Source organism: Pseudomonas sp. P5_B3, from assembly GCF_056400405.1.
Map to the genome: position 1 here is coordinate 68749 of NZ_JBFULI010000013.1, position 24721 is coordinate 93469.

General features: G+C 60.1%; 19 protein-coding genes. 10 read left to right on the top strand and 9 right to left on the bottom strand.

Features of this window, described 5'->3' with window-relative positions; genetic code table 11:
• Nucleotides 1-139 precede the first annotated feature (139 nt).
• The 8 genes from ppsA (at nucleotide 140) to AC1DRN_RS10740 (ending at nucleotide 8337) form a co-directional block, all read left to right on the top strand.
• On the top strand, nucleotides 140-2515 hold the full coding sequence (gene ppsA / locus AC1DRN_RS10705; protein ID WP_223462934.1) for a phosphoenolpyruvate synthase: 2376 nt from the start codon (nucleotides 140-142) through the stop codon (nucleotides 2513-2515).
• A gap of 208 nt (nucleotides 2516-2723) precedes the next feature.
• Nucleotides 2724-3713 (top strand): alpha/beta fold hydrolase, encoded by a 990-nt coding sequence (locus tag AC1DRN_RS10710; RefSeq protein ID WP_223462933.1) that lies wholly within the window; start codon nucleotides 2724-2726, stop codon nucleotides 3711-3713.
• Between the two features lie 140 nt (nucleotides 3714-3853).
• Nucleotides 3854-4342 carry a ribonuclease E activity regulator RraA gene (gene rraA / locus AC1DRN_RS10715; protein ID WP_223462953.1) on the top strand — a complete coding sequence of 163 codons (489 nt, stop codon included), beginning with the start codon at nucleotides 3854-3856 and terminating at the stop codon, nucleotides 4340-4342.
• Nucleotides 4343-4368: 26 nt separating this feature from the next.
• On the top strand, nucleotides 4369-5364 hold the full coding sequence (locus AC1DRN_RS10720; RefSeq protein ID WP_223462932.1) for a zinc transporter ZntB: 996 nt from the start codon (nucleotides 4369-4371) through the stop codon (nucleotides 5362-5364).
• 62 nt (nucleotides 5365-5426) lie between these two features.
• On the top strand, nucleotides 5427-5675 hold the full coding sequence (locus AC1DRN_RS10725) for a CrfX protein (protein WP_223454991.1): 249 nt from the start codon (nucleotides 5427-5429) through the stop codon (nucleotides 5673-5675).
• 2 nt (nucleotides 5676-5677) lie between these two features.
• On the top strand, nucleotides 5678-6502 hold the full coding sequence (locus AC1DRN_RS10730; RefSeq protein WP_477786705.1) for a mechanosensitive ion channel family protein: 825 nt from the start codon (nucleotides 5678-5680) through the stop codon (nucleotides 6500-6502).
• Between the two features lie 90 nt (nucleotides 6503-6592).
• Nucleotides 6593-7183 carry an RNA polymerase sigma factor SigX gene (gene sigX / locus AC1DRN_RS10735; protein WP_081501652.1) on the top strand — a complete coding sequence of 197 codons (591 nt, stop codon included), beginning with the start codon at nucleotides 6593-6595 and terminating at the stop codon, nucleotides 7181-7183.
• A 107-nt stretch (nucleotides 7184-7290) separates the two neighbouring features.
• Nucleotides 7291-8337 carry an OmpA family protein gene (locus AC1DRN_RS10740; protein ID WP_223462931.1) on the top strand — a complete coding sequence of 349 codons (1047 nt, stop codon included), beginning with the start codon at nucleotides 7291-7293 and terminating at the stop codon, nucleotides 8335-8337.
• Between the two features lie 75 nt (nucleotides 8338-8412).
• On the opposite strand, the gene cobA is transcribed toward AC1DRN_RS10740, so the two are convergent.
• The 8 genes from cobA to AC1DRN_RS10780 form a co-directional block, all read right to left on the bottom strand.
• Nucleotides 8413-9198: a uroporphyrinogen-III C-methyltransferase gene (cobA, locus tag AC1DRN_RS10745; RefSeq protein ID WP_223462930.1), complete on the bottom strand. Its 786-nt coding sequence runs from the start codon at nucleotides 9196-9198 to the stop codon at nucleotides 8413-8415.
• Between the two features lie 10 nt (nucleotides 9199-9208).
• Entirely contained in the window at nucleotides 9209-11926 is a 2718-nt protein-coding gene (locus AC1DRN_RS10750) for a nitrate reductase (protein ID WP_223462929.1), read from the bottom strand.
• Entirely contained in the window at nucleotides 11926-12243 is a 318-nt protein-coding gene (gene nirD / locus AC1DRN_RS10755; RefSeq protein WP_223462928.1) for a nitrite reductase small subunit NirD, read from the bottom strand. Before nirD ends, AC1DRN_RS10750 begins: the two co-directional genes overlap by 1 nt.
• Nucleotides 12240-14693, bottom strand: a complete 2454-nt coding sequence (nirB, locus tag AC1DRN_RS10760) for a nitrite reductase large subunit NirB (protein WP_223462927.1) — start codon at nucleotides 14691-14693, stop codon at nucleotides 12240-12242. Before nirB ends, nirD begins: the two co-directional genes overlap by 4 nt.
• Before the next feature lie 290 nt (nucleotides 14694-14983).
• Nucleotides 14984-16651: a bifunctional protein-serine/threonine kinase/phosphatase gene (locus AC1DRN_RS10765; RefSeq protein ID WP_223462926.1), complete on the bottom strand. Its 1668-nt coding sequence runs from the start codon at nucleotides 16649-16651 to the stop codon at nucleotides 14984-14986.
• 7 nt (nucleotides 16652-16658) lie between these two features.
• Nucleotides 16659-17870, bottom strand: coding sequence for a nitrate/nitrite transporter (locus AC1DRN_RS10770; RefSeq protein ID WP_223462925.1), 1212 nt, complete (start codon nucleotides 17868-17870; stop codon nucleotides 16659-16661).
• Between the two features lie 339 nt (nucleotides 17871-18209).
• On the bottom strand, nucleotides 18210-18785 hold the full coding sequence (locus AC1DRN_RS10775) for an ANTAR domain-containing response regulator (RefSeq protein WP_108218906.1): 576 nt from the start codon (nucleotides 18783-18785) through the stop codon (nucleotides 18210-18212).
• 15 nt (nucleotides 18786-18800) lie between these two features.
• Complete coding sequence (locus tag AC1DRN_RS10780; RefSeq protein ID WP_223462924.1) at nucleotides 18801-20012, bottom strand: CmpA/NrtA family ABC transporter substrate-binding protein; 1212 nt, start codon at nucleotides 20010-20012, stop codon at nucleotides 18801-18803.
• Nucleotides 20013-20240: 228 nt separating this feature from the next.
• Between AC1DRN_RS10780 and AC1DRN_RS10785 the strand changes: the two genes are divergently transcribed.
• Complete coding sequence (locus AC1DRN_RS10785) at nucleotides 20241-21260, top strand: quinone-dependent dihydroorotate dehydrogenase (protein WP_477786706.1); 1020 nt, start codon at nucleotides 20241-20243, stop codon at nucleotides 21258-21260.
• Nucleotides 21261-21519: 259 nt separating this feature from the next.
• On the opposite strand, the gene rmf is transcribed toward AC1DRN_RS10785, so the two are convergent.
• Nucleotides 21520-21735, bottom strand: a complete 216-nt coding sequence (gene rmf, locus AC1DRN_RS10790) for a ribosome modulation factor (RefSeq protein ID WP_003223300.1) — start codon at nucleotides 21733-21735, stop codon at nucleotides 21520-21522.
• A 529-nt stretch (nucleotides 21736-22264) separates the two neighbouring features.
• Here rmf and rlmKL point away from each other — a divergent pair.
• A complete protein-coding gene (rlmKL, locus tag AC1DRN_RS10795; protein ID WP_223462922.1) occupies nucleotides 22265-24535 on the top strand; it encodes a bifunctional 23S rRNA (guanine(2069)-N(7))-methyltransferase RlmK/23S rRNA (guanine(2445)-N(2))-methyltransferase RlmL in 2271 nt (756 codons plus the stop codon).
• The last annotated feature ends 186 nt before the right edge of the window (nucleotides 24536-24721 follow it).

The following is a 24721-nucleotide window of genomic DNA, read 5'->3' on the forward strand; positions in this document are numbered from 1 at the left end:
GGATATGATAGGCGCGATTTGTCGGCCACCGTTGGCCCGCATTCTCACTTATTTTCCAGGTCCAGGCCATATAGCCGGCAAACGCTCCCCCGAGCAGCCGGTTTTGAGCTTTTCCAACACAGTTAGTGGAGAGATCACCTTGGTAGAGTACGTAGTTTCCCTCGATAAGCTCGGCGTCCATGATGTAGAGCATGTGGGGGGCAAGAACGCATCCCTCGGCGAGATGATCAGCAATCTGGCAGGTGCCGGTGTATCGGTGCCCGGTGGCTTCGCCACGACCGCTCAGGCTTATCGTGATTTCCTGGAGTTGAGCGGCCTGAACCAGCAGATTCATGACGCCCTCGATGCCCTGGACGTCGATGACGTGAATGCCCTGGCCAAGACTGGTGCCCAGATCCGCCAGTGGATCATGGAAGCCGAGTTCCCTGAAAAACTGAATGCCGAAATTCGTACCGCGTTCGCCACGCTGTCCGCCGGCAACCCTGACATGGCCGTGGCCGTGCGCTCTTCCGCCACCGCCGAAGACTTGCCGGACGCTTCCTTCGCCGGCCAGCAGGAAACCTTCCTGAACATCCGTGGTGTCGAAAACGTCATTCGCGCCGCCAAAGAGGTGTTCGCCTCGCTGTTCAACGACCGCGCCATTTCCTATCGCGTGCACCAGGGCTTCGACCACAAGCTGGTTGCCCTGTCTGCTGGCGTGCAGCGCATGGTCCGTTCCGAAACCGGCACCGCCGGCGTGATGTTCACCCTCGATACCGAATCGGGCTTCCGCGACGTAGTGTTCATCACCGGCGCCTACGGCCTGGGTGAAACCGTCGTACAAGGCGCGGTGAACCCGGATGAGTTCTACGTCCACAAGGGCACGCTGGCGGCCGGTCGTCCGGCCATCCTGCGCCGTAACCTGGGCAGCAAGGCCATCAAGATGATCTACGGCGACGAAGCCAAGGCCGGTCGTTCGGTCAAGACCGTCGACGTGGACAAGGCCGAACGCGCACGTTTCTGCCTGACCGACGCCGAAGTCAGCGAGCTGGCCAAGCAGGCGATGATCATCGAGAAGCACTACAAGTGCCCGATGGACATCGAGTGGGCCAAGGACGGTGACGACGGCAAGCTGTACATCGTGCAGGCCCGTCCGGAAACCGTGAAGAGCCGCACCCAGGCCAACGTCATGGAACGTTACCTGTTGAAAGAAACCGGCACCGTGCTGGTGGAAGGCCGCGCCATTGGCCAGCGCATCGGCGCTGGCAAGGTCCGCATCATCAAGGACGTGTCCGAGATGGACAAGGTCCAGCCAGGCGACGTACTGGTGTCCGACATGACCGACCCGGACTGGGAACCGGTCATGAAGCGCGCCAGCGCGATCGTCACCAACCGTGGCGGCCGTACTTGCCACGCGGCGATCATCGCCCGTGAGCTGGGTATCCCGGCTGTAGTGGGTTGCGGCAATGCCACCCAGCTGTTGAAAGACGGCCAGGGCGTGACCGTTTCCTGTGCTGAAGGCGACACCGGTTTCATCTTCGAAGGCGAACTGGGCTTCGACATCAAGAAGAACTCCGTGGACGCCATGCCTGAGCTGCCGTTCAAGATCATGATGAACGTCGGCAACCCGGACCGCGCCTTCGACTTCGCGCAACTGCCGAACGCCGGTGTGGGCCTGGCCCGCCTGGAGTTCATCATCAACCGCATGATCGGCGTGCACCCCAAGGCACTGCTGAACTACGACGGCCTGCCGCTGGACATCAAGGAAAGCGTCGACAAGCGCATCGCCGGTTACAACGATCCAGTCGGCTTCTATGTCGAGAAACTGGTCGAAGGCATCAGCACCCTGGCCGCGGCGTTCTGGCCGAAAAAGGTCATCGTGCGTCTGTCGGACTTCAAGTCCAACGAATACGCGAACCTGATCGGCGGCAAGCTCTACGAGCCGGAAGAAGAGAACCCGATGCTGGGCTTCCGCGGTGCGTCGCGTTACATCAGCGAATCGTTCCGTGACTGCTTCGAACTCGAATGCCGCGCTCTGAAGCGTGTGCGCAACGAGATGGGCCTGACCAACGTCGAAATCATGGTGCCGTTCGTCCGTACCCTGGGCGAAGCGAGCCAGGTGGTCGATTTGCTGGCGGAAAACGGCCTGGCCCGCGGCGAAAACGGTCTGCGTGTGATCATGATGTGCGAACTGCCGTCCAACGCCATCCTGGCTGAAGAATTCCTCGAGTTCTTCGACGGCTTCTCCATCGGCTCCAACGACCTGACCCAGTTGACCCTGGGCCTGGACCGTGACTCCGGGATCATTGCGCACCTGTTCGATGAGCGTAACCCGGCGGTCAAGAAGCTGTTGGCCAACGCCATTGCCGCGTGCAACAAGGCCGGCAAATACATCGGCATCTGTGGTCAGGGCCCTTCGGACCACCCGGACCTGGCCAAGTGGCTGATGGAGCAGGGCATTGAAAGCGTTTCGTTGAACCCGGATTCCGTGCTGGAAACCTGGTTCTTCCTGGCCGAGGGTCAGGCGCAGGCTTGATCCTGTAGGAGCGACGGTGCGGCGATCCGACCTGCTCGCGATGGACTGCAGAACGCCGCGTTTTTTCAGCATGAACGCGTCATCGTTGGCGACCATCGCGAGCAGGCTCGCTCCTACAATGATTGGCAGCGTGGTCGGTGAACGCTGCCTTTAAGATTCAAGCAGGGCGGGCTCCATCTGGATGCCGCCCTTTTTTGTGCAAGAGATTATGCAAAGCAGCAGCAACCTATTTCCTGTCGCTCTGATCAGCGCCGAACGGCGCGGTGATCTGAGCGAAGATGTGTATCGTTTGAAACCCGGTAACAGCCCCGACTTCACCGTCGAACTGGCTGTGACGCGCCTTGGTATGGCCGATGAGTCGTCCTCCCGTGGCGTGCCGGTGATCCTGCTGCACGGCAGCTTTTCCAATCGCCGGTTCTGGTTTTCTCCCAAGGGCCTGGGATTGGGCGCTTATCTGGCCCGACTGGGGTTCGACGTCTGGATTCCGGAAATGCGCGGTCACGGCTTGTCCCAGCGTAACCACGACTACCGCAAGAATCGTGTCGCCGACTACGCTCGCTATGATCTGCCGGCCATAGGTGCATTTGTCCGTGAGCAGAGCGGGCAGGTGCCGCACTGGATCGGTCACTCGCTGGGCGGTACTACCCTGGCCGCAGCGCTGGGTGGCGAGTACATCGGAGAGCCGGTGGTGGCTTCCGCGGCGTTTTTCGGCACCCAGGTGAGCCGCACCTACTGGCCATTGAAGATTCCACCAGTGGAGTGGAGCGGTCGCTTCATTCTCAAGCGTTTTGCCCAGTTGTCGGGCTCAAGGCTCAAGCGCGGCCCGGAGGACGAGCCCATCGGCCTGGCCCTGGAAAGCATGCGCTGGTTCGGCTTGTTCGGGCGCTTCGGCGATGCCGACAAGGACTGGTGGAAAGGCCTGGCCGAGGTCAAGTTACCCGTATTGGCGGTCAGTGCCGCGGGTGATCATCAGGACCCGGCCTGGGCGTGTCGCAAACTGTTCGAGCAGTTTGGTTCCGAGCACAAGCAATTCATCAATCTGGGGCGCGAGCAGGGCTTCGGCGACAATTTCGGTCACGTGGAAATGCTTGTCAGTAAGGCGGCCCAGGCTGAAGTCTGGCCTTTGGTGACTCGCTGGCTGGCCGATCAGCAGACACCTTTGCCGGGAGCGCAACAGGATTTTGCCGCGGCAATCTGAGGCTGACGCTCTAACAAGGGCATTTCGCTCTGATCGGCTTGCGGCTAAGATATGACGCATTGAGCTGTTCTGGTCACTTTCCGTGGCTGAGTCATCACCGATGTTCGTGCTGTCTTCCTCTTTACAGGAGTTTCTCGATGATCCATTACCTCACGCCCGACCTGTGCGACGCCTATCCGGAACTGGTGCAGGTGCTGGAACCGATGTTCAGCAATTTTGGCGGCCGTGATTCCTTCGGCGGCGAAATCGTGACCATCAAGTGCTTCGAAGACAACTCGCGGGTCAAGGAGCAGGTCGAGCTCAAGGGAAATGGCAAAGTGCTGGTGGTAGACGGTGGCGGTTCCCTGCGTCATGCGTTGCTGGGTGACATGCTGGCCGAGAAAGCCGCGAAAAACGGTTGGGAAGGGCTGGTGATCAACGGTTGCATCCGCGACGTCGATATCATCGCGCAGACCGATCTGGGCGTTCAGGCCCTCGCCAGCCACCCGAGGAAATCCGACAGGCGCGGGCTCGGCGATCTCAACGTTGCCGTGACCTTCGCCGGCGTGACATTCCATCCGGGCCATTACATCTATGCGGACAACAACGGCGTGATCATCTCGCCCAGCCCGCTGAAAATGCCTGAATAAAGCGCTGGTCGACCAAAGGAGTGCGGATGTTCGAGGAAGAAAACGCGCAATGGGGGCTGGTACATGCCCTGGTGCTGGACGGTAAAGGCGGTGCGCGTTCGATAGCCCGGACAGAACTCGATGACTTGCAACTGCAGGCCCATGAAAGCCTGTGGCTGCACTGGGATCGCAGTCATCCGCAAACCCGGACCTGGTTACGCAAATCCAGCGGTCTGAGCGAATTCAGTTGTGACTTGCTACTCGAAGAAAACACCCGTCCGCGACTTTTACAGCTTTCAGACAGCGAACTGCTGCTATTTTTGCGCGGGGTCAATCTGAACCCCGGTGCCGAGCCTGAAGACATGGTGTCGGTGCGGATCTTCGGCTCTGCCCAGCGCGTCATTTCCCTGCGTCTGCGTCCGTTGCGGGCCACTGACGAGCTGCTGGTGCAGTTGGCCGAAGGCAAAGGTCCGAAAACAGCCTCCGAACTCATCCTGTGCATGGCGCAGTACCTCACCAACAAGGTGCAGGATCTGGTCAGCTGTCTCTCGGAAGTGGTCGATGAGGAAGAAGAAAAACTGGATGCCGACGAACGGTATACTCCTGAGCACGGATCGGTTTTGCAGATTCGTCGCCGGGCGGCTGCGTTGAAGCGCTTTCTTGCTCCGCAGCGGGATATTTTCGGGCAGTTGACGCGAATCAAGTTGCCCTGGTTCGTCGAGGACGATGGTGATTACTGGAACGAATTGAACAACAGCCTGACCCGCTACCTCGAAGAGCTGGAATTGACCCGGGAGCGGGTGGGACTGGTCCTGGAGGCGGAAGATCGCCGGTTGAGCGTGCGCATGAATCGCACGATGTATCGCTTTGGCGTCATCACCGGGATCTTTTTGCCGATGAGTTTTCTGACCGGGCTTTTGGGGATCAACGTCGGTGGAATTCCATTCTCTGCAAGCCCTTATGGTTTTCTGATCGCCTGCCTGATGATGGTCTCGGTGGCGCTGGGGCAGTGGTGGTTATTCCGACGTTTGCGCTGGGTCTGAGGGAAACCATGTGACCCGACCAAAACTGACCGCGTCTCCCACAGACATCACGAGAGGTGCGTATGCACGATCCGTTTGAACAGTCTTTACGCGACATGCTCAAGGCCTCGCCGTCCACCCGGGACGACGATGCGTGCCTGGGGCGTGTGCTGAAAACCGCCAACCGCCAGGTTGGCGCCGGTGATCTGTTCAGCCTGCTGGGGCGCTGGTTGCCCGCAATGATGATCGCCTTGAATAACGGGTCGGCCCATGTCGCGCCGGTATCCCGTCTTCGTAAACCTGCTGCCCGCACTGCTGATAAGGCTGATTGAATATGGAACTTGATCTCTGGACTCAGAGCCTCGTCACTGCAATGACTGCGTTGTGGACCAAGGTTGCGAACTTCATTCCGAACCTGTTCGGCGCACTGGTTGTGCTGCTGTTGGGTTTTGTCGTGGCCAAACTGCTGGACACCCTGCTCTCCAAGTTGCTCGCCAAACTGGGCCTTGACCGCTTGATGGGCGGCACTGGCCTGACCAAGCTGCTGTCCCGCGCTGGATTGCAGGTTCCTATCTCGACCCTGATCGGCAAGATCGTCTATTGGTTCATTCTGCTTATTTTTCTGGTTTCTGCCGCAGAATCCCTCGGACTTGAGCGGGTTTCAGCTACGCTGGATATGCTTGCGTTGTATCTGCCGAAGGTTTTCGGCGCGGCGCTGGTGTTGCTGGTAGGTGTTTTGCTGGCGCAACTGGCCAACGGGCTGGTGCGTGGAGCGGCAGAAGGCGTGGGCCTGGACTATGCTTCGGGGCTTGGTCGAATTGCTCAGGGCCTGGTGATCATCATCAGTATTTCGGTTGCGATCAGCCAGCTGGAGGTCAAGACTGACCTGCTGAACCATGTGATCGTGATCGTGTTGATAACCGTTGGTCTGGCGGTAGCACTGGCCATGGGATTGGGAAGCCGGGAAATTGCCGGCCAGATTCTTGCGGGAATCTACGTGCGTGAGCTGTACCAGGTTGGGCAACAAGTGCGTGTTGGCGAGGTCGAAGGCCAGATCGAAGAGATCGGCACGGTTAAAACCACATTGCTGACCGATGAGGGTGAGCTAGTCTCTCTTTCCAATCGGATCCTCCTTGAGCAGCATGTGAGTAGCCRCTAACCCGGCAAACTCTGCTAATGTATGCCGCCGCAAAATGCCTGCTGATGCTGGCTGCGGCGGACATTGACCTGACTGTCGGCCCGACTTGTTTTGAATAAAACCCAATCGTTATCCATGCGCTACGACCCCCGCGAGCTCTCTGATGAGGAGTTGGTCGCGCGCTCGCATACCGAACTGTTTCACGTAACACGCGCCTATGAAGAACTGATGCGGCGTTACCAACGAACATTATTTAACGTATGCGCACGATATCTCGGGAACGATCGCGACGCAGACGATGTCTGTCAGGAGGTCATGTTGAAGGTGCTGTATGGCCTGAAGAACTTCGAAGGTAAATCGAAGTTCAAGACGTGGCTATATAGCATCACGTACAACGAGTGCATCACACAATATCGAAAGGAACGGCGAAAGCGTCGCTTGATGGACGCATTGAGTCTTGACCCCCTCGAGGAAGCGTCCGAAGAAAAGGCGCCGAAACCTGAGGAAAAGGGCGGACTTGATCGCTGGTTGGTGTATGTGAACCCGATTGACCGCGAAATTCTGGTGCTACGTTTTGTCGCAGAGCTGGAGTTTCAGGAGATCGCAGACATCATGCACATGGGTTTGAGTGCAACAAAAATGCGGTACAAGCGCGCTCTAGATAAATTACGTGAGAAATTTGCAGGCATTGCTGAAACTTAGTTCAGCGCAAATATCTCTTACGTGCAGGCAAGTTCTGTTAGACTTGCCGCCGAGTTGTCCCCCGGTTTGCGGGACTGCTTCACAATCACCAGATGGGGATTTAACGGATGAAACTGAAAAACACCTTGGGCTTGGCCATTGGTACTCTTATTGCCGCTACTTCGTTCGGCGCACTGGCACAAGGCCAAGGCGCAGTTGAAGGCGAGCTCAACTACGGGAAGAAGTACAACGACAGCGTTAAGAACGTTGAAGACGGCTACACTCCTGGCGCCTCCATCGGTTACTTCTTGACCGACGACGTATCGTTGAACTTGACCTACAACAATGACGACCACACCCGTTCGAACAACGGCACTGGTAATCAGAAAATCGAAGGCGACCAGTTCGGTCTGAACGCTCAGTACCACTTCAACAACGCTGGCGACGCTCTGCGTCCTTACGTTCAAGGTGGCGTTAAGCACGGCAGCATGACCAACGTAGCCGCTGACGGCCACACCGGTCGTGACCAGTCGACTTTCCTGACTGCTGGCGCTGGCGTTAAGTACTACTTCGTTGAAAACGTTTACGCTCGTGCTGGCGTAGAAGCTGACTACAAGCTGGACAACGGCAAGTGGGACTACATCCCGTCCGTAGGTCTGGGTGTGAACTTCGGTGGCGGCAACAAGCCTGCTGCTGCTCCGGTTCCAGCACCAGAAGTCTGCTCCGATAGCGACAACGACGGCGTTTGCGACAACGTTGACAAGTGCCCGGACACCCCAGCCAACGTTACTGTTGACGCTGATGGTTGCCCAGCAGTTGCTGAAGTCGTTCGTGTAGAGCTGGACGTGAAGTTCGACTTCAACAAGTCGGCAGTCAAGCCAAGCAGCTACGCTGACATCAAGAACCTGGCTGACTTCATGAAGCAGTACCCATCCACCACCACTACTGTTGAAGGTCACACTGACAACGTCGGTCCTGACGCTTACAACCAGAAACTGTCCGAGCGTCGTGCAAGCGCCGTTAAGCAAGTTCTGACCAACCAGTACGGTGTTGAATCGTCCCGCGTTCAGTCCGTTGGCTACGGCGAGTCCCGCCCGGTTGCTGACAACAAAACTGAAGCTGGTCGTGCTGTTAACCGTCGCGTAGAAGCGCAGGTTGAAGCTCACGCTAAGTAATTAGCTCGCAGCTCCGAGAAAAGCCCGGCTTAGGCCGGGCTTTTCTTTGTCTGCGATTTGGTGAGGAAGGACGCGTCAGGCGCGTTGAAATCCAACATTGATGTCGACGGACAGAACCTCTTCGCGAGCAGGCTCGCTCCCACAGGAGGGGATGGCGTTGGCTGCGACTGCGCCAATCACCAGGATTGCCGGGCTTTTCAACTCGAAAGCACAGGCATCTTCCTCCATTGCCATCAGGCTGCTTCGACACTCTCGTTGATGCGGCAACGATGCGTTTTCAATCATTGCCACCGGCGTATCTGCCGCCATTGCCCCCGCCAGCAGTTGCTCACGGATCTCGCTGAGCTTCGCCACCCCCATGTAGATCACCAGTGTCGTGCCGCCTTGGGCCAGCGCTTGCCAGTTCAGGCTACTGTCATCCTGAGTGTGGGCGGTCACCAGAGTCACCCCTCGTGCCACGCCGCGCAGGGTCAATGGAATATCGCATTGCGTCGCGCCCGCCAGGCCGGCGGTGATGCCATTGACCAGCTCAACCTCGACCCCGCGCTCACGCAACCACTGCGCTTCTTCACCGCCACGCCCGAAGATGCACGGGTCGCCACCCTTGAGGCGCACCACGCATTTGCCCTGACGGGCATAACGCAACATCAGGCGATGGATAAAGGCTTGCGGCGTTGAACGACAGCCGCCGCGCTTGCCCACCGGAATTATCCGCGCGCCGGGACAGTGCTCCAGCACCGCGTCGTTGACCAGATCGTCGATCAGCACTACATCCGCTTCACTCAACGCCCGAACAGCTTTGAGGGTCAGTAATTCAGGATCACCGGGACCTGCACCCACCAGCCAGACTTTTGCGCTCATAGTGTTTTCCTCACGAGATGGCGGCTTGCGACTGCGCGGTGGCGGCCAGCAAACGCTTGATTTCCGGGACGCAGGAGCCGCATTGCGTGCCGCAACCCAATTCTTGTTTCAAACCCGGCAAGTCCAGGCCGCGGCGGATGCCAGCGCAGACCGCGTTTTGGCTGACGTTTTTGCAGTTGCACAGGGTTTTGTTGCCGGTCGCTTCGGCGTCAACCTGGCCCGGTGGGGCACTCAGTGGCGCGAGCAGCCAGCGCCGTAGTTGTTCATCGGTGCGACCTTCGAGCCAAAGGTTTTGCAGCCAGTGCCGGGCGAGGGTTTCACCCGCCAAGCGGATCGCGGTGATCCGGCCGTTCTCGATCCGCACCCGCTTACCGATTGAGCGTCGTGGATCGTCGTAGGCCAGGACCGGTCCATCGTTTAGCCCCAGGCATTGATCGATATCGCGCAGCAGTTGCGGATCTGGCGCCATGGCGCTGGCCGCGCGTATCAGCAGCGCAGGGCGCTCACGGCCGGTCAAACTGACGCTGACGTAGGAAAACGCCTCGCAAAGGGGGCGCAGAGTCTCAAAGTGTTGTTGGACATCGCCCTCTATCAGCGCGAAAAGGTGCCAAGGTAAATGCACCGGTTCCAGGCGCACGCCGCTGTGTTTGAGTTCCGGTTGTTTCGACAACGGGTCGAAGGCGGGCAGGGTGAGGCTGTTCACGCCCCCCTTGAGGAAACGGTCACCAAAATGCATCGGCAAGAAGGCTTGGCCCGGACGCACGCTGTCGTCACTGGCGACCGGTACGATCACCGCGCCGCGTCGGCTTTTCAGGCAGATCAAATCGCCCGTTTGCAGGCGATGCCGGCGCAGCTCATCCGGGTGCAGGCTCAATACAGCTTCACTGACGTGACCGAACAACTGCGCGGCGGTGCCGGTGCGGCTCATGCCGTGCCATTGATCGCGCAGACGACCGGTGATCAGCGTTAGCGGGAAACGCGCATCACGTTGTTCCTTGGCGGCGCGATAGGGATCGGCCACGAACTGCGCGCGTCCGCTGGAAGTCGGGAAAATACCGTCGAGATAGAGGCGGGCGGTGCCTGCGCTGGACCCCGTAGGAAAGGGCCATTGTTGCGGGCCGATTTTGTCGATCAACCCGTGGCTGATCCCGGACAAATCCAGATCGCGGCCACGCGTCAGTTGTTTGTATTCGTCGAAGACCTGTGCCGAGGTTTCAAAGGCAAACAGGCTGGTCGCTTCCAGACGCAGATGTTTCTCCAGGCGCTGCGCGAAATCCACCGTGATCGCCCAGTCCGGACGCGCTTCACCCGGTGCGACGATCGCGCGGCGGACGTGGGAAATACGCCGTTCGGAGTTGGTCACCGTGCCGTCCTTTTCGCCCCAACTGGCGGCGGGCAACAACAGGTCGGCAAACCTGGCGGTTTCAGTGGTGCGAAAAGCCTCCTGCAGGACCACGAACGGGCAGGCTTCCAGTGCCGCGCGCACGGCAGTCTGATCGGGAAGAGATTGCGCGGGGTTGGTGCAGGCGATCCACAAGGCTTTGATCTTTCCGTTGCCCACCTGCTCAAACAACTCGATGGCAGTCAGCCCCGGTTTTTCAGGCAGTTGATCAACGCCCCAGTAAGCGGCCACGTCGGCACGGTGCTCAGGGTTGGCGGCGTCACGATGGCCCGGCAGCAGGTTAGACAGGCTACCGGTTTCCCGCCCACCCATGGCATTCGGCTGGCCGGTCAACGAGAAAGGTCCTGCACCCGGGCGACCAATTTGCCCGGTGGCCAGGTGCAGATTGATCAGTGCACTGTTTTTCGCGCTGCCGGCGGTGGACTGGTTCAACCCCATGCACCACAACGACAGGAAAGACGGTGAAGTACCGACCCATTCAGCGCATTGCTGCAGTTGCTCAACGCTGATTCCGCACAGCTGCGACACCATCTGCGGTGTGTAATCGCGCACCAGTTTCTTCAGATCGGGCAAGCCTTCGGTGTGGTCTTTGATGAAGTCACGATCGATCCAGTCTTCCCACAGCAGCAAATGCAAAATCCCATGGAATAAAGCGACATCGGTGCCCGGCAAGATCGGCAGGTGCAGGTCAGCCAGATCGCAGGTGTCTGTACGACGTGGGTCAATGACGATGACCTTCATCTGCGGTCGGCGGGATTTGGCTTCTTCCAGCCGACGAAACAGTACCGGATGGGCGTAGGCCATGTTGCTGCCCACGATCATCACGCAATCGCTCGATTCCAGGTCTTCGTAGCTGCAGGGCGGCGCGTCGGCACCCAGGCTGCGCTTGTAGCCGACCACCGCCGAGGACATGCACAGCCGCGAATTGCTGTCGATGTTGTTGGTACCCACCAGGGCACGTGCCAGCTTGTTGAAGGCGTAGTAGTCCTCGGTCAACAGTTGCCCGGAAATGTAAAACGCCACGCTGTCCGGGCCATGTTCGGCAATGGTCGCGGCAAAAACGCTGGCGGCGTGATCGAGGGCGGTATCCCAGTCGGTGCGGTGGCGGGCCAGGCCTTTGCCGAGGCGCAGCTCGGGGTAAAGCGCCCGCGCGGTCTCGTCGCCGGTCAGGTGCAGGGTCGAGCCCTTGCTGCACAGTTTGCCGAAATTGGCCGGGTGCGCCGGATCGCCGCTGACGCCGAGGATGCGCTCGCCGTCATGCTCGATCAGCACCCCGCAACCGACCCCGCAGTAACAGCAGGTGGACGCGGTGATCTGGCGGTCCATCAGCCTGCATCCCGCAGGGCCAGCAGGACCCGGCCATTTTCCACCCGGGTGCGATGGTGATGGGCGCAGCCGATGTCCGGGGCCAGGGCTTCACCGCTTTGCAGGTCGATTTGCCAGTTGTGCAACGGGCAGGCCACCCGTTTGCCGTAGATCAGGCCTTGGGACAGCGGCCCGCCCTTGTGCGGGCAACGGTCGTCGAGGGCGAACACTTCGTCGTCGCTGGTGCGAAAAATCGCGATGTCACCCTTGGGGCCGGCGACAATCCGCGAGCCCAGGGCATTGATCTCTTCCAGTGCGCAGATATCCAGCCAGTTCATGCCAGCACCTCCAGGTTTTTCACGGGGATGACGTCGAATTCTTTCTTCAGTTGTGGCTGTTCCAGGCGTTCCTTCCACGGGTCCTGTTCGAACGACAGGGAGAATTGCAGGCGATCGTTGAGCGCCTTGCGACGCTCCGGGTCCTCGAGCACGGCTTTCTTGATGTGGTCCATGCCGACCCGTTGCAGGTAGTGCACGGTGCGTTCGAGGTAAAAGGCTTCTTCGCGATACAGTTGCAGGAATGCACCGTTGTATTCGCGGACTTCTTCGGCGGTTTTCAGTTTGACGAAGAATTCCGCGACTTCGGTCTTGATCCCGCCGTTGCCACCGATGTACATCTCCCAGCCGGAGTCCACGCCGATGATCCCCACATCCTTGATGCCGGCTTCCGAGCAGTTGCGTGGGCAACCGGAGACCGCCAGTTTTACCTTGTGCGGTGACCACATGTTGAACAGGTCATGTTCCAGCTCGATACCCAGCTGTGTGGAGTTCTGCGTGCCAAAGCGGCAGAACTCGCTGCCGACGCAGGTTTTCACCGTGCGGATGGATTTGCCGTAGGCATGGCCGGACGGCATGTCCAGGTCTTTCCATACCCCCGGCAGGTCTTGCTTGCGGATGCCCAGCAAGTCGATGCGCTGGCCACCGGTGACCTTGACCATCGGCACGTTGTACTTGTCGGCAACATCGGCAATGCGCCGCAGTTCCGAAGGATTGGTCACACCGCCCCACATCCGCGGGACTACAGAGTAAGTGCCGTCTTTCTGAATGTTGGCATGAGCCCTTTCGTTGATCAGGCGCGATTGCGGGTCGTCCCTGGCTTCCCCCGGCCAGGTGGAAATCAGGTAGTAGTTGAGCGCCGGCCGGCAGGTGGCGCAGCCATTGGGGGTGCGCCAGTTCAGGTAGCTCATGGTGCCGGCGATGGTCAGCAAGTGCTGCTCGCGGATGGCCTGACGGATTTGCCCGTGGTTGAGGTCGCTGCAGCCGCAGATGGCCTTTTCGCTTTTTGGTTTGACGTCGGCGGCGCCGCCCACGGTGTTGATCAGGATCTGTTCGACGAGGCCGGCGCAGGAACCGCAGGAGCTGGCGGCCTTGGTGTGTTTCTTGACTTCGTCGACACTGAACAGCCCGTGTTCCTGAATGGCCTTGACGATGGTGCCTTTGCACACGCCGTTGCAGCCGCAGACTTCGGCCGTGTCGGCCATGCTCATGGCTTTGTCCTGGCCCTGATGTCCTACGTCGCCAAGCGCATTTTCACCAAACATCAAGTGATCGCGGATCTCGCCGATGGCGTGATTCTCACGGATCTGCCGGAAGTACCAGCCGCCATCTGCCGTATCGCCGTACAGGCAGGCACCGACCAGCACGTCATCCTTGATCACCAGTTTTTTGTAGACCCCGCCAATCGGGTCGGAGAGGGTGATGGTTTCCGTGCCTTCACCGCCCATGAAGTCGCCGGCGGAAAACAGATCGATGCCGGTGACTTTCAGCTTGGTCGACGTGACCGAGCCTTGATAACGGGCGAAACCCAGTTGAGCGAGGTGATTGGCGCAGACCTTGGCCTGTTCGAACAATGGCGCCACCAAACCATAGGCGATGCCTCGGTGGCTGGCGCACTCACCGATGGCATAGATCCGGGGATCGTAGGTTTGCAGGGTGTCGTTGACCAGAATCCCGCGGTTGCACGGAATGCCGGATTTTTCCGCCAGTTCGGTATTGGGGCGAATGCCGGCAGCCATCACCACCAGGTCAGCGGGGATGATGTCGCCGTTCTTGAATTGCACTGAACCGACGCGGCCGTTGCCTGCGTCGTGCAAGGCCTGGGTCTGCTCACACAGGCGAAAGTGCAGGCCGCGAGACTCCAGGGCCGTTTGCAGCAGCTGGCCGCTGGTCTTGTCCAGTTGCCGCTCGAGCAACCACTCGCCGAGATGCACCACGGTGACGTGCATGCCCCGCAGCATCAGGCCGTTGGCGGCTTCCAGACCGAGCAGGCCGCCACCGATCACCACGGCGTGCCGGTGGGTTTTCGCGGTGTCGATCATGGCCTGGGTATCGGCGATGTCGCGGTAGCCGATCACGCCCTCGAGGGTGTTGCCGGGAATGGGCAGGATGAAAGGCGTCGAGCCGGTGGCGATCAGCAGGCGATCGTATTCGGCTTCGCTGCCGTCTTCGGCAATGACCCGGCGCTTGACCCGGTCGATCTCCACCACTTTGCGGTTGAGCAGCAGTTTGATGTTGTTGTCCAGGTACCAGTCCAGGTCGTTGAGCACGATCTCTTCGAAGGTCTGTTCGCCCGCCAGCACCGGCGACAGCAGGATGCGGTTGTAGTTGGTGTGCGGTTCGGCACCGAAGACCGTGATGTCGTACAGCTCTGTGCTCAGTTTGAGCAGTTCTTCCAGGGTCCGGACCCCGGCCATGCCGTTGCCGATCATCACCAGTTTTAGTTTTTTCATCAGGTTCTCCGGGGAGCTCAGACCTGCCTCATCAGGGTTCAGGCCACGCTCGACAAATTTTGCGCAAACAAAAAAAGGCGTCCCGCTAGTTGCCTAGCGAGGACGCCTTTGTCCTGGTCCCGTTCTCTCGGGAAGTGCAGCCTTCGTCGTTGAAGCCCGCGCTTTATGTCTGTTGAAAGAGGTAATGCAGTGGTTGTGCCAACTCGCTCAGGTCCCGTATTCGTTGGCTTTCTTCCAGTTCACAAGGGCAGAATCGTGAGGGAATGCACTGATTCAAAGCGCGCTGCCCGCTAATGGAGCGCGACCACCAGCAGCGCCAGGTTGAGCAGCAACGATACCAGCGCCAATGTCCGCCAGACTTTCAGCGGCTCGCGCTCCAACAACGGCTTTGGGCGCACATTCAAACTGCGGCGTTCGCCCTGCTCGATCAGTAGTAACCATTCTTCCGCCGTTTCGAAACGCTGTTCGGGGGCCGCCGCCACGGCGCGTTCCAGGCTATGGGCGATCCAGTCCGGCAGGTCGGGCCGGTAGCGGCTGGCGTTGACCGGGAGGCCAAACCGCGGGCGCTGGAACGCTTCGATTTCGCCATAGGGATAGTGCCCGGTGAGCAGGAAATACAAGGTCACACCGACGGCGTACAAGTCCTGCTGTGGCGTTGGCATGTCGCCGCGAAAGGCTTCTGGCGCGATGTAACTGGGTGTACCCGGCAGAGCCCAGGGCAGATCTTGCGAGAGACCGGGGCAATAGGCGAGGCCGAAATCCAGCAGGCGCAACTCACCATCGTCCCCCAGCAACAGGTTTTCCGGTTTGATATCGCGATGCAGAATCTGCCGTCGATGCAACAGGCCGACCGCCCGCAGCAAACGTTCGGCGATGTCCTGCCACTGGGGCAGCGGCAACGGTCCGCTTCGCTCATGCCGTTGGGCCAGGGTAGCGCCCGAATATTCACGCATCACGTAGTACAAATGCTGACGCTGACTGGCGGCATGCACTTCAGGAAAATGTCGACCGGCCACGCGTTTGAGAAACCACTCTTCCGAGAGTAACGCCTGTCCGGCCTGGTGATCGTCGTGCAGACGTCCCGGCAGGGTTTTCAGCAGCCAGGGTTGGTGCTGACTGTCGCGCACCCGATAAAGCAGCGATTGCTGGCTCTGCGCGACGATTCCTTCGACCTGCCAGCCCTCGAACGCCTGACCCGGTTTCAGGGCTGGCGGCAGTGGCCATTGCTGCAAGTGAATCAACGCATCGCCAATGCTCGCTTCACCAAGGGCATCGACTCGCACCAGCAGGGCGCTGGCGTTGTCCTGGCTGCCCGCCAGGTGCGCGGCATTGACCAGGGTTTGCGCGGCGCTGTGCAAATCCGGTTGATCGCGCAGGATCGCCGCAATGGCGGTATCGCCCAGGACCGCCCAGATGCCGTCGCTGAGCAGGACGAAGCTTTCATCGAGGCGCAACTCACCGTCGAGAAAATCCAGCACCAGATGTTGGTCGAGCCCCAGCGCCCGTTTCAGCACATGCTGCATGCCCGGCTGGTCCCAGACGTGATCCTCGCTGATCCGCTGCAATTGGTCGGCGTGCCAGCGATACACCCGGCAATCGCCGACATGGGCCAGGGTGAAACGCCGGCCGCGCAGGACTAGTGCACTGAGGGTGGTCAGCAACGGTTGTCCGCCGCCATTGGCCTGCAACCAGCGGTTCTGCGCCAACAACAGACGATCGAGTGCCTGGGCGACGCCCCAGGTTTCCGGCGTGGCGTAGTAATCCAGCGCCAGGGCCTGCAGCGTCGAACGGGCAGCCAGACCGCCATCGGCGCACTGGCTGACGCCGTCGGCGATGGCGAACAGGTAACCTTTGCTCGCGGCCAGCGCCGGAGCCGGCGTGACCAGGCGCAGGGCATCCTGGTTTTCCTCGCGAGGACCGATGGCGCTGGCTTCGGCGAAACTCAGTTGCAGGCTCATCGAGACCTCAGACCCGCGCAGCCGTCACGGCAGCCGAACCCCAGGTGGTTCTCCAGCGCCGTTTCACACCGTGCAGACCGAACCACGCCAGTACACCGAGGCTGGCGAACAACCACAGCGCCAGTTGATAGCTGCCGGTACTTTGCTTGATCGCGCCCATGCCGGCCGCGAGGGCAAAACCACCGATGCCGCCAGCCATGCCGATCAGACCGGTCATCACGCCGATTTCCCGACGAAAACGCTGTGGCACCAACTGGAATACGGCGCCATTGCCTGCACCCAAACCGAGCATGGTGCAGACAAAAAGCGCCAGTGCGGCGTAGGAATTCGGCAGGTTGAAACCGACCGCGGTAATGCAGATTGCCGCGACGGTGTACATCGCCAACAGGGTTCGAATGCCGCCAAACCGATCAGCCAGCGCGCCGCCCAAGGGGCGCATCAGACTGCCGCCGAACACGCAGGCTGCCGTGTAGTAGCCGGCAGTCACCGGGCTCAAGCCGTACTGGTCGTTGAAGTAACCGGGCAGGGCGCTGGCCAGGCCGATGAAACCGCCGAATGTCACGCTGTAGAAAAACATGAACCACCAGCTGTCACGATCACCCAGGGCTTTGAAGTAGTCGGCCACGGATTTGGCTTTTGGCCGCTCGGGGGCGTTTTTGGCCAGCCAGGCGAAGACGATCAAGGTCAGAATCAGCGGGATCAGGGCGAACCCGAACACGTTGCTCCAGCCAAACGCCGCCGCCAGCACCGGGGCGATCAACGCAGCGAACACCGTACCCGAGTTCCCCGCGCCGGCGATGCCCATGGCCTTGCCTTGATGCTGCGGCGGATACCACTGCGATGCCAAGGGCAGGGCGACGGCGAAAGACGCGCCGGCCATGCCGAGGAACAGCCCCAGCAGTAGCGCTTGCTCGTAGCTGTGGATACCGAGCTTCCAGGCGCCGAACAATGCGCAGATCACGATGACCTGACCGATCAGGCCGGCAGTTTTTGGCGACAGGCGATCAGCCAGCATCCCCATCACGAAACGCAAGACCGCCCCGGCCAGAATCGGCGTGGCGACCACCAGCCCGCGTTGCTGCGTCGTCAGGTGCAGGTCGGCGGCGATCTGTACCGCCAACGGACCGAGCAGGTACCAGACCATGAAGCTCAGGTCGAAATAGAGGAAGGCTGCGAACAATGTGGGTGTATGGCCGGATTTCCAGAAGCTTGAATTCATCGCGCACCTCAGCTGTGAAGAGTCTCGAAAGGAGTCATGAGCTTGCAGGTGGGGCGCCGTTACGGCCGCACCACCGGCCCCGTGCTGTGGGGCCAAAACGAAAAAACGCCGCCACCCGATTCGCCAAGGGCAAATGAGGTGCGCGACGTCTTTGTCGTAGGTGGGGCAACCGCCGTTGGTTACCTGTGGTGATTACATAGCGAGATCTGTGCCAACACTCGAAATCGAGTCGTGGCCAATCGCGGGCTTGCCTGCTCCCACAAGGGAATGACGTCGAACACAATTCCCCTGTGGGAGCGAGCTTGCTCGCGATGGCGGCTGGACAGGCGCTACAGGACTTCAGCCGAGCAACTCGCTCATGGCAATAATCTGCTCCGCCACTTGAATCAGCTTCTGCTGACGGCTCATCGCCTGGCGGCGCATCAGGGTGTAGGCCTCTTCTTCGTTGCAGTCCTTCATTTTCATCAGCAGCCCTTTGGCCAGTTCGATGCGCTTGCGCTCGGCCAGTTGCTGGTCGCGGGCCTGCAACTGGGCACGCAAGGCCTGATCGCTTTCGAAGCGTGCCATGGCCACATCGAGAATCGGCTGCAGGCGTTGTGCGTGAATGCCTTCGACGATGTAGGCACTGACCCCGGACTTGATCGCCTGTCGCATCACACCGGGGTCGTGTTCGTCGGTGAACATCACAATCGGTCGTGGCTGGTCACGAGTCACCAGCACCACTTGTTCCATGACATCGCGACCCGGTGACTCGGTATCGATCAGAATCACATCCGGACGCACCGTTTCGACGCGTTCGGGCAGGTCGATGGTCAGGCCGGATTCATCGATCACTTCGAATCCGGCCTCGGTCAGGGCGGCCTTCAGGCGTCCGACTTTTTTCGCGGTGTCGTTGATCAGCAGGATACGCAGCATGGTCGTGGTCTCCTGTCAGCGGCTGGCGGATCGATGGGAGCTGTCGCTCATGGCGTGCAGTTTGAAACTGCGGGCATAACCGGTCGGGTCCGAGCCGTCCCAGATTTTGCCGTCGATCAACTGGCTGCTGCGCATTTCCTCGGCTGGTGAGGCGACGCCGACGGCACTGGCGGCCTCACGGTACAGGTCCAGTTGCTGGACCTGCCGGGCCACCGCGAGATAGTCCGGGTCATCGCGCAACAAGCCCCAGCGGCGGAACTGGGTCATGAACCACATGCCGTCGGACAGGTACGGCAGGTTGACCTCGCCATCCCCGTGCAAGCGCAGCGCGTGCGGGTCTTGCCAGCGGTGGCCAAGGCCGTCGGCGTATTCACCCAGCAGGCGCGGTTCGATACAGTCCAGTGGCGCGTCAAGGTACTGATCGGCGCTGAGCAATTGTGCGGTACTGCGACGATTCTCGGTGCTTTCTTCGATGAAGCGGCTGGCCTCCAGAACCGCCATCACCAATGCCCGGGCGGTATTGGGGTATTGCTCGACGAACGCGTGGGTGCAGCCCAGGACTTTTTCCGGATGATCGGGCCAAATGGTCTGGGACGTGGCCAGGGTGAAGCCGAGGTCCTGTTGCACGGCACTGGCGGACCAGGGTTCGCCGACGCAGAACCCGTCGATACGTCCGGCTCGCAGGTGCGCGACCATTTGCGGTGGCGGCACCACCACGCTGTCGACATCCTGCAATGGGTGAATGCCCTGGCTGGCGAGCCAGTAATACAACCACATGGCGTGGGTGCCGGTTGGAAACGTCTGGGCGAAGGTGAGTTTTGAGCGAGTTTGGTGCACGTGCCGATCCAGTGCTTCAGGACTGGTCACTCCAAGCGCCTGCAAGCCTCCGGAAAGATTGATGCTCTGGCCGTTCTGATTCAGGCCCATCAGTACGGCCATGTCGGTCGCGGCCACGCCACCGATGCCCAGGTGTACGGCGTAAATCAGTCCGTAGAGGCTGTGGGCTGCATCGAGTTCGCCGCTGACCAGTTTGTCCCGCAGGTTGGCCCAGGACGACTGGCGCTTGAGATTCAGGGTCAAGCCGTGGGGTTGGGCGAAGCCCTGGGTGGCGGCGACCACCACCGAGGCGCAGTCGCTCAGGGCCATGAAGCCGAGATTGATTTCGGTTTTTTCCGGGGCATCGCTGCCATTGACCCAGGCCAAAGGGCCGGCTGACGGTTCGTTCATCGCGTGTTCACCTTGCAAAAAAAACGTCGTCCCGAGTCCTTGCATGAGCAGGCCGTGGACGACGCCATTGTCTTTGCACACATTCCGTCGTCGGCATGAGTGCTGGTACCTGGATTGGTGCAAGGCATATGCCATTAACCGCTGATTTGCTCACGCGCCTCGCTTGCAACCCCGTTGCCCGGCTATAATCGCCGCCTCAATTCGCCGCCAATCGAGTCAAATCCGCCCATGTACACCCTGGCCCGTCAGCTGTTGTTCAAACTCTCTCCGGAAACCTCCCACGATCTGTCCCTGGACCTGATCGGCGCGGGCGGACGTCTTGGGCTCAACGGCTTGCTGTGCAAGGCCCCGGCGAAGGTGCCGGTGAATGTGATGGGCCTGGACTTCCCGAATCCGGTGGGACTGGCCGCCGGTCTGGACAAGAACGGTGCGGCCATCGATGGTTTCGCCCAACTGGGTTTCGGTTTTGTCGAGATCGGCACCATCACGCCGCGTCCACAGCCGGGCAACCCGAAGCCACGCCTGTTCCGTTTGCCGCAAGCCGAGGCGATCATCAATCGCATGGGCTTCAACAACCTCGGCGTCGATCACMTGCTGGCCCGCGTGGCGGCGGCCAAGTACAAGGGCGTGCTGGGCATCAACATCGGCAAGAACTTCGATACCCCGGTCGAGCGTGCCGTGGATGACTACCTGATCTGCCTGGACAAGGTTTACGCCCACGCCAGCTATGTGACGGTCAACGTCAGTTCGCCGAACACGCCGGGCCTGCGCAGCCTGCAATTTGGCGACTCGCTCAAGCAGTTGCTGGCCGATCTGGCCGAGCGCCGCGCGGAACTGGCATTGCGTCATGGCAAACATGTACCGCTGGCGATCAAGATCGCGCCGGACATGAGCGACGAAGAAACCGCCCAGGTTGCACAAGCGCTGATCGAAACCGGAATGGACGCCGTCATCGCCACCAACACCACCCTCAGCCGCGTAGGCGTCGAAGGCATGGAGCATGGCGAAGAAGCTGGTGGTCTGTCCGGCGCACCGGTTCGCGACAAGAGCACCCACACCGTGACAGTGCTGGCATCGGAGCTGGGTGGTCGCCTGCCGATCATCGCTGCCGGCGGCATTACCGAAGGCAAGCACGCTGCAGAAAAAATCACCGCAGGCGCGAGCCTGGTGCAGATCTACTCGGGCTTCATCTACAAAGGCCCGGCGCTGATTCGCGAGTCGGTAGACGCAATCGCAGCGCTACGCTGATCCCCTGTGGGAGCAGCCGGTCGACGCTCGATTGCTCGCGATGGCAGCCTTTCAGTCAACATCATCGTTGAATGTTAAACCGCTATCGCGAGCAAGCTCGCTCCCACAGGTGTGTTTGCAGTTCGAACGTTGAATCGTCAGACATAAAAAAGGGCTCCTTAAAAGGAGCCCCTGGGCCGGAGCCCGCCGTCCGGATGGGACGCGCATGGTTAATTCGGTACAAAATCAGATTGTCGTGTCGGAGTGTTATGCCCTGTAATTAGCCGACGGCGTGAAGTTCGTTGAGTCTGTGGATTCCCGCAGTGCCGGTCATACCGTCCCAGTTGTCGCCGCGTCCTTCTCGCCAGCCATTGATCCAGGCTTGACGTACCGACGGTAGAGTAAATGGGCAAAGCTCACGGGATTTACCACCAACGCCATATTGATATCCGCGCAAAAATGCTCTTTCCAACGGATCACGCTTAAGTCTTCTCATAGGGTGTTGCCCTCACTTGTTGACTGTATTTATCGCGTCGACCTCAATTGAGGTCTGGCAGAAAAATTCTGCCGTTGGGGGCTCGTTGCCGGCGTGACGAGCCAAAGTGTTGGCGTCATTGCGGCGCCAACCTGTATTGAGTTCTAACCAATGCGTCACATCGAGGGAATGATCGTTTTGTCATAAGGACGTAACCGTTCATATGTTAAGGCCATAAGTAACAGCGTGTTTTACCGTATTTATTGGCCAAACCCCGGTATGATCGGCCCCGCGCTGGATGATGGGCTTAATCCTTTAGTGAGAATGGCTCCCGTTACCGGGAAGCACTATTCGACGAAGGGTCGACTTATGACATTTTGTTGCATCAACTTTTTTATCTGTCCTTGCATCTAAGCTCTTTTAACCCGGGCAGCAAGGGTGGAACGGCACACCTTCGTGCCACGCGGGCGCTCTTCGAGAAAAGCGCCTGATTGAAAACCGGACCGGCAATGCGTTGCCCGGTCACTCAGCTAAAGGTTCTGGAATTCCCATGTCCGATCGTTTCGAACTCTTCCTCACTTGCCCAAAAGGCCTTGAAGGCCTGCTCATCGAGGAAGCCGTCGGGCTTGGCCTTGAGGAAGCGCGGGAGCACACCTCGGCCGTGCGCGGCATGGCCACCATGGAAACCGCTTATCGCCTGTGCCTGTGGTCGCGCCTGGCCAACCGCGTGCTGCTGGTGCTCAAGCGTTTTCCGATGAAGGACGCCGAAGACCTGTACCACGGCGTGCTGGACATCGAGTGGCAAGACCACATGCTCAATGACGGCACCCTGGCCGTCGAATTCAGCGGTCATGGCTCGGGTATCGACAACACCCACTTTGGCGCGCTGAAGGTCAAGGACGCCATTGTCGACAAACTGCGCACCCCGCAAGGCGACCGTCCGTCCATCGACAAGCTCAACCCGGACCTGCGCATTCACCTGCGCCTGGACCGTGGCGAAGCCATTCTGTCCCTTGACCTGTCCGGCCACAGCCTGCACCAGCGCGGCTATCGCCTGCAGCAAGGTGCGGCGCCGCTCAAGGAAAACCTCGCGGCCGCCATCCTGATCCGTTCCGGCTGGCCACGTATCGCGGCCGAAGGCGGCGCGCTGGCCGACCCGATGTGCGGTGTCGGTACCTTCCTGGTCGAAGCGGCGATGATCGCCGCCGACATCGCGCCGAACCTGCGTCGCGAGCAGTGGGGGTTCACCGCCTGGCTCGGTCACGTCCCGGCGCTGTGGAAAAAACTCCACGAAGAAGCTTCCGAACGTGCTGCGGCCGGCCTGGCCAAAACACCCTTGTGGATTCGCGGCTACGAAGCCGATCCACGGCTGATTCAACCGGGTCGCAACAACGTCGAGCGAGCCGGCCTGAGCGAGTGGATCAAGATCTACCAGGGCGAAGTCGCGACTTTTGAGCCGCGTCCGGACCAGAACCAGAAAGGCCTGGTGATCTGCAACCCTCCATACGGCGAGCGTCTGGGTGACGAGGCGAGCCTGCTCTACCTCTACCAGAACCTCGGCGAGCGCCTGCGTCAGGCCTGCCTGAACTGGGAGGCGGCGGTGTTCACCGGTGCGCCGGACCTGGGCAAGCGCATGGGCATCCGCAGCCACAAGCAGTATTCGTTCTGGAACGGCGCCTTGCCGTGCAAGCTGCTGCTGATCAAGGTGCTGCCGGACCAGTTCGTCACCGGCGAGCGTCGTACCCCGGAGCAACGCCAGGTCGAGCGTGAGCAAGCTGCCTACGATCAGGCGCCGAACGAGCCGCAGGAACGCAAGTTCAACAAAAACGGCAACCCGATCAAACCGACGCCGGCACCGGCTCCGGTGATCGAGCAGCCGCGCCTGAGCGAAGGCGGGCAGATGTTCGCCAACCGCCTGCAAAAGAACCTCAAGGCCCTGGGCAAGTGGGTCAAGCGTGAAGGCATCGACTGCTACCGCGTGTATGACGCCGACATGCCGGAATACTCCATGGCCATCGACCTGTATCACGATTGGGTCCACGTCCAGGAGTACGCCGCGCCGAAATCCATCGATCCGGAAAAGGCTTCGGGCCGTATGTTCGATGCCCTGGCAGCCATCCCGCAGGCGTTGAACATCGACAAGAACCGTGTGGTGGTCAAGCGCCGCGAGCGTCAGAGCGGCACCAAACAATACGAGCGCCAGGCGGCGCAGGGCAAGTTCGTCGAAGTCAATGAAGGCGGCGTGAAGCTGCTGGTGAACCTCACCGACTACCTCGACACCGGGCTGTTCCTCGACCATCGGCCGATGCGCATGCGTATCCAGAAGGAGGCGGCCGGCAAACGCTTCCTCAATCTGTTCTGCTACACCGCAACGGCCAGTGTGCATGCGGCCAAGGGCGGCGCGCGCAGCACCACCAGTGTCGACCTGTCGAAAACCTATCTGGACTGGGCGCGGCGCAACCTGTCGTTGAACGGTTTTTCCGACAAGAACCGCCTGGAGCAGGGCGATGTGATGGCGTGGCTTGAAGCCAGTCGTGACGAGTACGACCTGATCTTCATCGACCCGCCGACGTTCTCCAACTCCAAGCGCATGGAAGGTGTGTTCGACGTGCAGCGCGACCAGGTGCAATTGATTGACCTGGCCATGGCGCGGCTGGCACCCGGCGGCGTGTTGTACTTCTCCAACAACTTCCGCAAGTTCGAACTGGAGGCCAACCTCGGCGAGCGTTATGCGGTCGAGGAAATCACTGCCCAGACCATCGATCCGGATTTTTCCCGCAACGCCAAAATCCATCGTGCCTGGAAAATCATGGCTCGTTGACACCTGGATCTGTGTAGGAGCGAGCTCTGCTCGCGATGGTCGACAACGATAACGCGTGCTTTCTGAATGCACGCGGTGTTCTTGAGTCCATCGCGAGCGAGCTCGCTCCTACAGTGCTGGTCAAATTAGTGGCTAATAGCTATAACTCAGTCCATGGCCAAAGGGCTTCTCCGCACCTGGCGTTTT

Coding starts and splice junctions, on each gene's coding strand:
- AC1DRN_RS10725 (WP_223454991.1), top strand. CDS start 5,427: ATGCACGATCCGTTTGAACAGTCTTTACGCGACATGCTCAAGGCCTCG.
- cobA (WP_223462930.1), bottom strand. CDS start 9,198: ATGAGCGCAAAAGTCTGGCTGGTGGGTGCAGGTCCCGGTGATCCTGAA.
- nirB (WP_223462927.1), bottom strand. CDS start 14,693: ATGAAAAAACTAAAACTGGTGATGATCGGCAACGGCATGGCCGGGGTC.
- nirD (WP_223462928.1), bottom strand. CDS start 12,243: ATGAACTGGCTGGATATCTGCGCACTGGAAGAGATCAATGCCCTGGGC.
- rmf (WP_003223300.1), bottom strand. CDS start 21,735: ATGAGAAGACTTAAGCGTGATCCGTTGGAAAGAGCATTTTTGCGCGGA.
- AC1DRN_RS10710 (WP_223462933.1), top strand. CDS start 2,724: ATGCAAAGCAGCAGCAACCTATTTCCTGTCGCTCTGATCAGCGCCGAA.
- rlmKL (WP_223462922.1), top strand. CDS start 22,265: ATGTCCGATCGTTTCGAACTCTTCCTCACTTGCCCAAAAGGCCTTGAA.
- AC1DRN_RS10740 (WP_223462931.1), top strand. CDS start 7,291: ATGAAACTGAAAAACACCTTGGGCTTGGCCATTGGTACTCTTATTGCC.
- AC1DRN_RS10750 (WP_223462929.1), bottom strand. CDS start 11,926: ATGGACCGCCAGATCACCGCGTCCACCTGCTGTTACTGCGGGGTCGGT.
- AC1DRN_RS10775 (WP_108218906.1), bottom strand. CDS start 18,785: ATGCTGCGTATCCTGCTGATCAACGACACCGCGAAAAAAGTCGGACGC.
- AC1DRN_RS10780 (WP_223462924.1), bottom strand. CDS start 20,012: ATGAACGAACCGTCAGCCGGCCCTTTGGCCTGGGTCAATGGCAGCGAT.
- AC1DRN_RS10720 (WP_223462932.1), top strand. CDS start 4,369: ATGTTCGAGGAAGAAAACGCGCAATGGGGGCTGGTACATGCCCTGGTG.
- AC1DRN_RS10765 (WP_223462926.1), bottom strand. CDS start 16,651: ATGAGCCTGCAACTGAGTTTCGCCGAAGCCAGCGCCATCGGTCCTCGC.
- AC1DRN_RS10770 (WP_223462925.1), bottom strand. CDS start 17,870: ATGAATTCAAGCTTCTGGAAATCCGGCCATACACCCACATTGTTCGCA.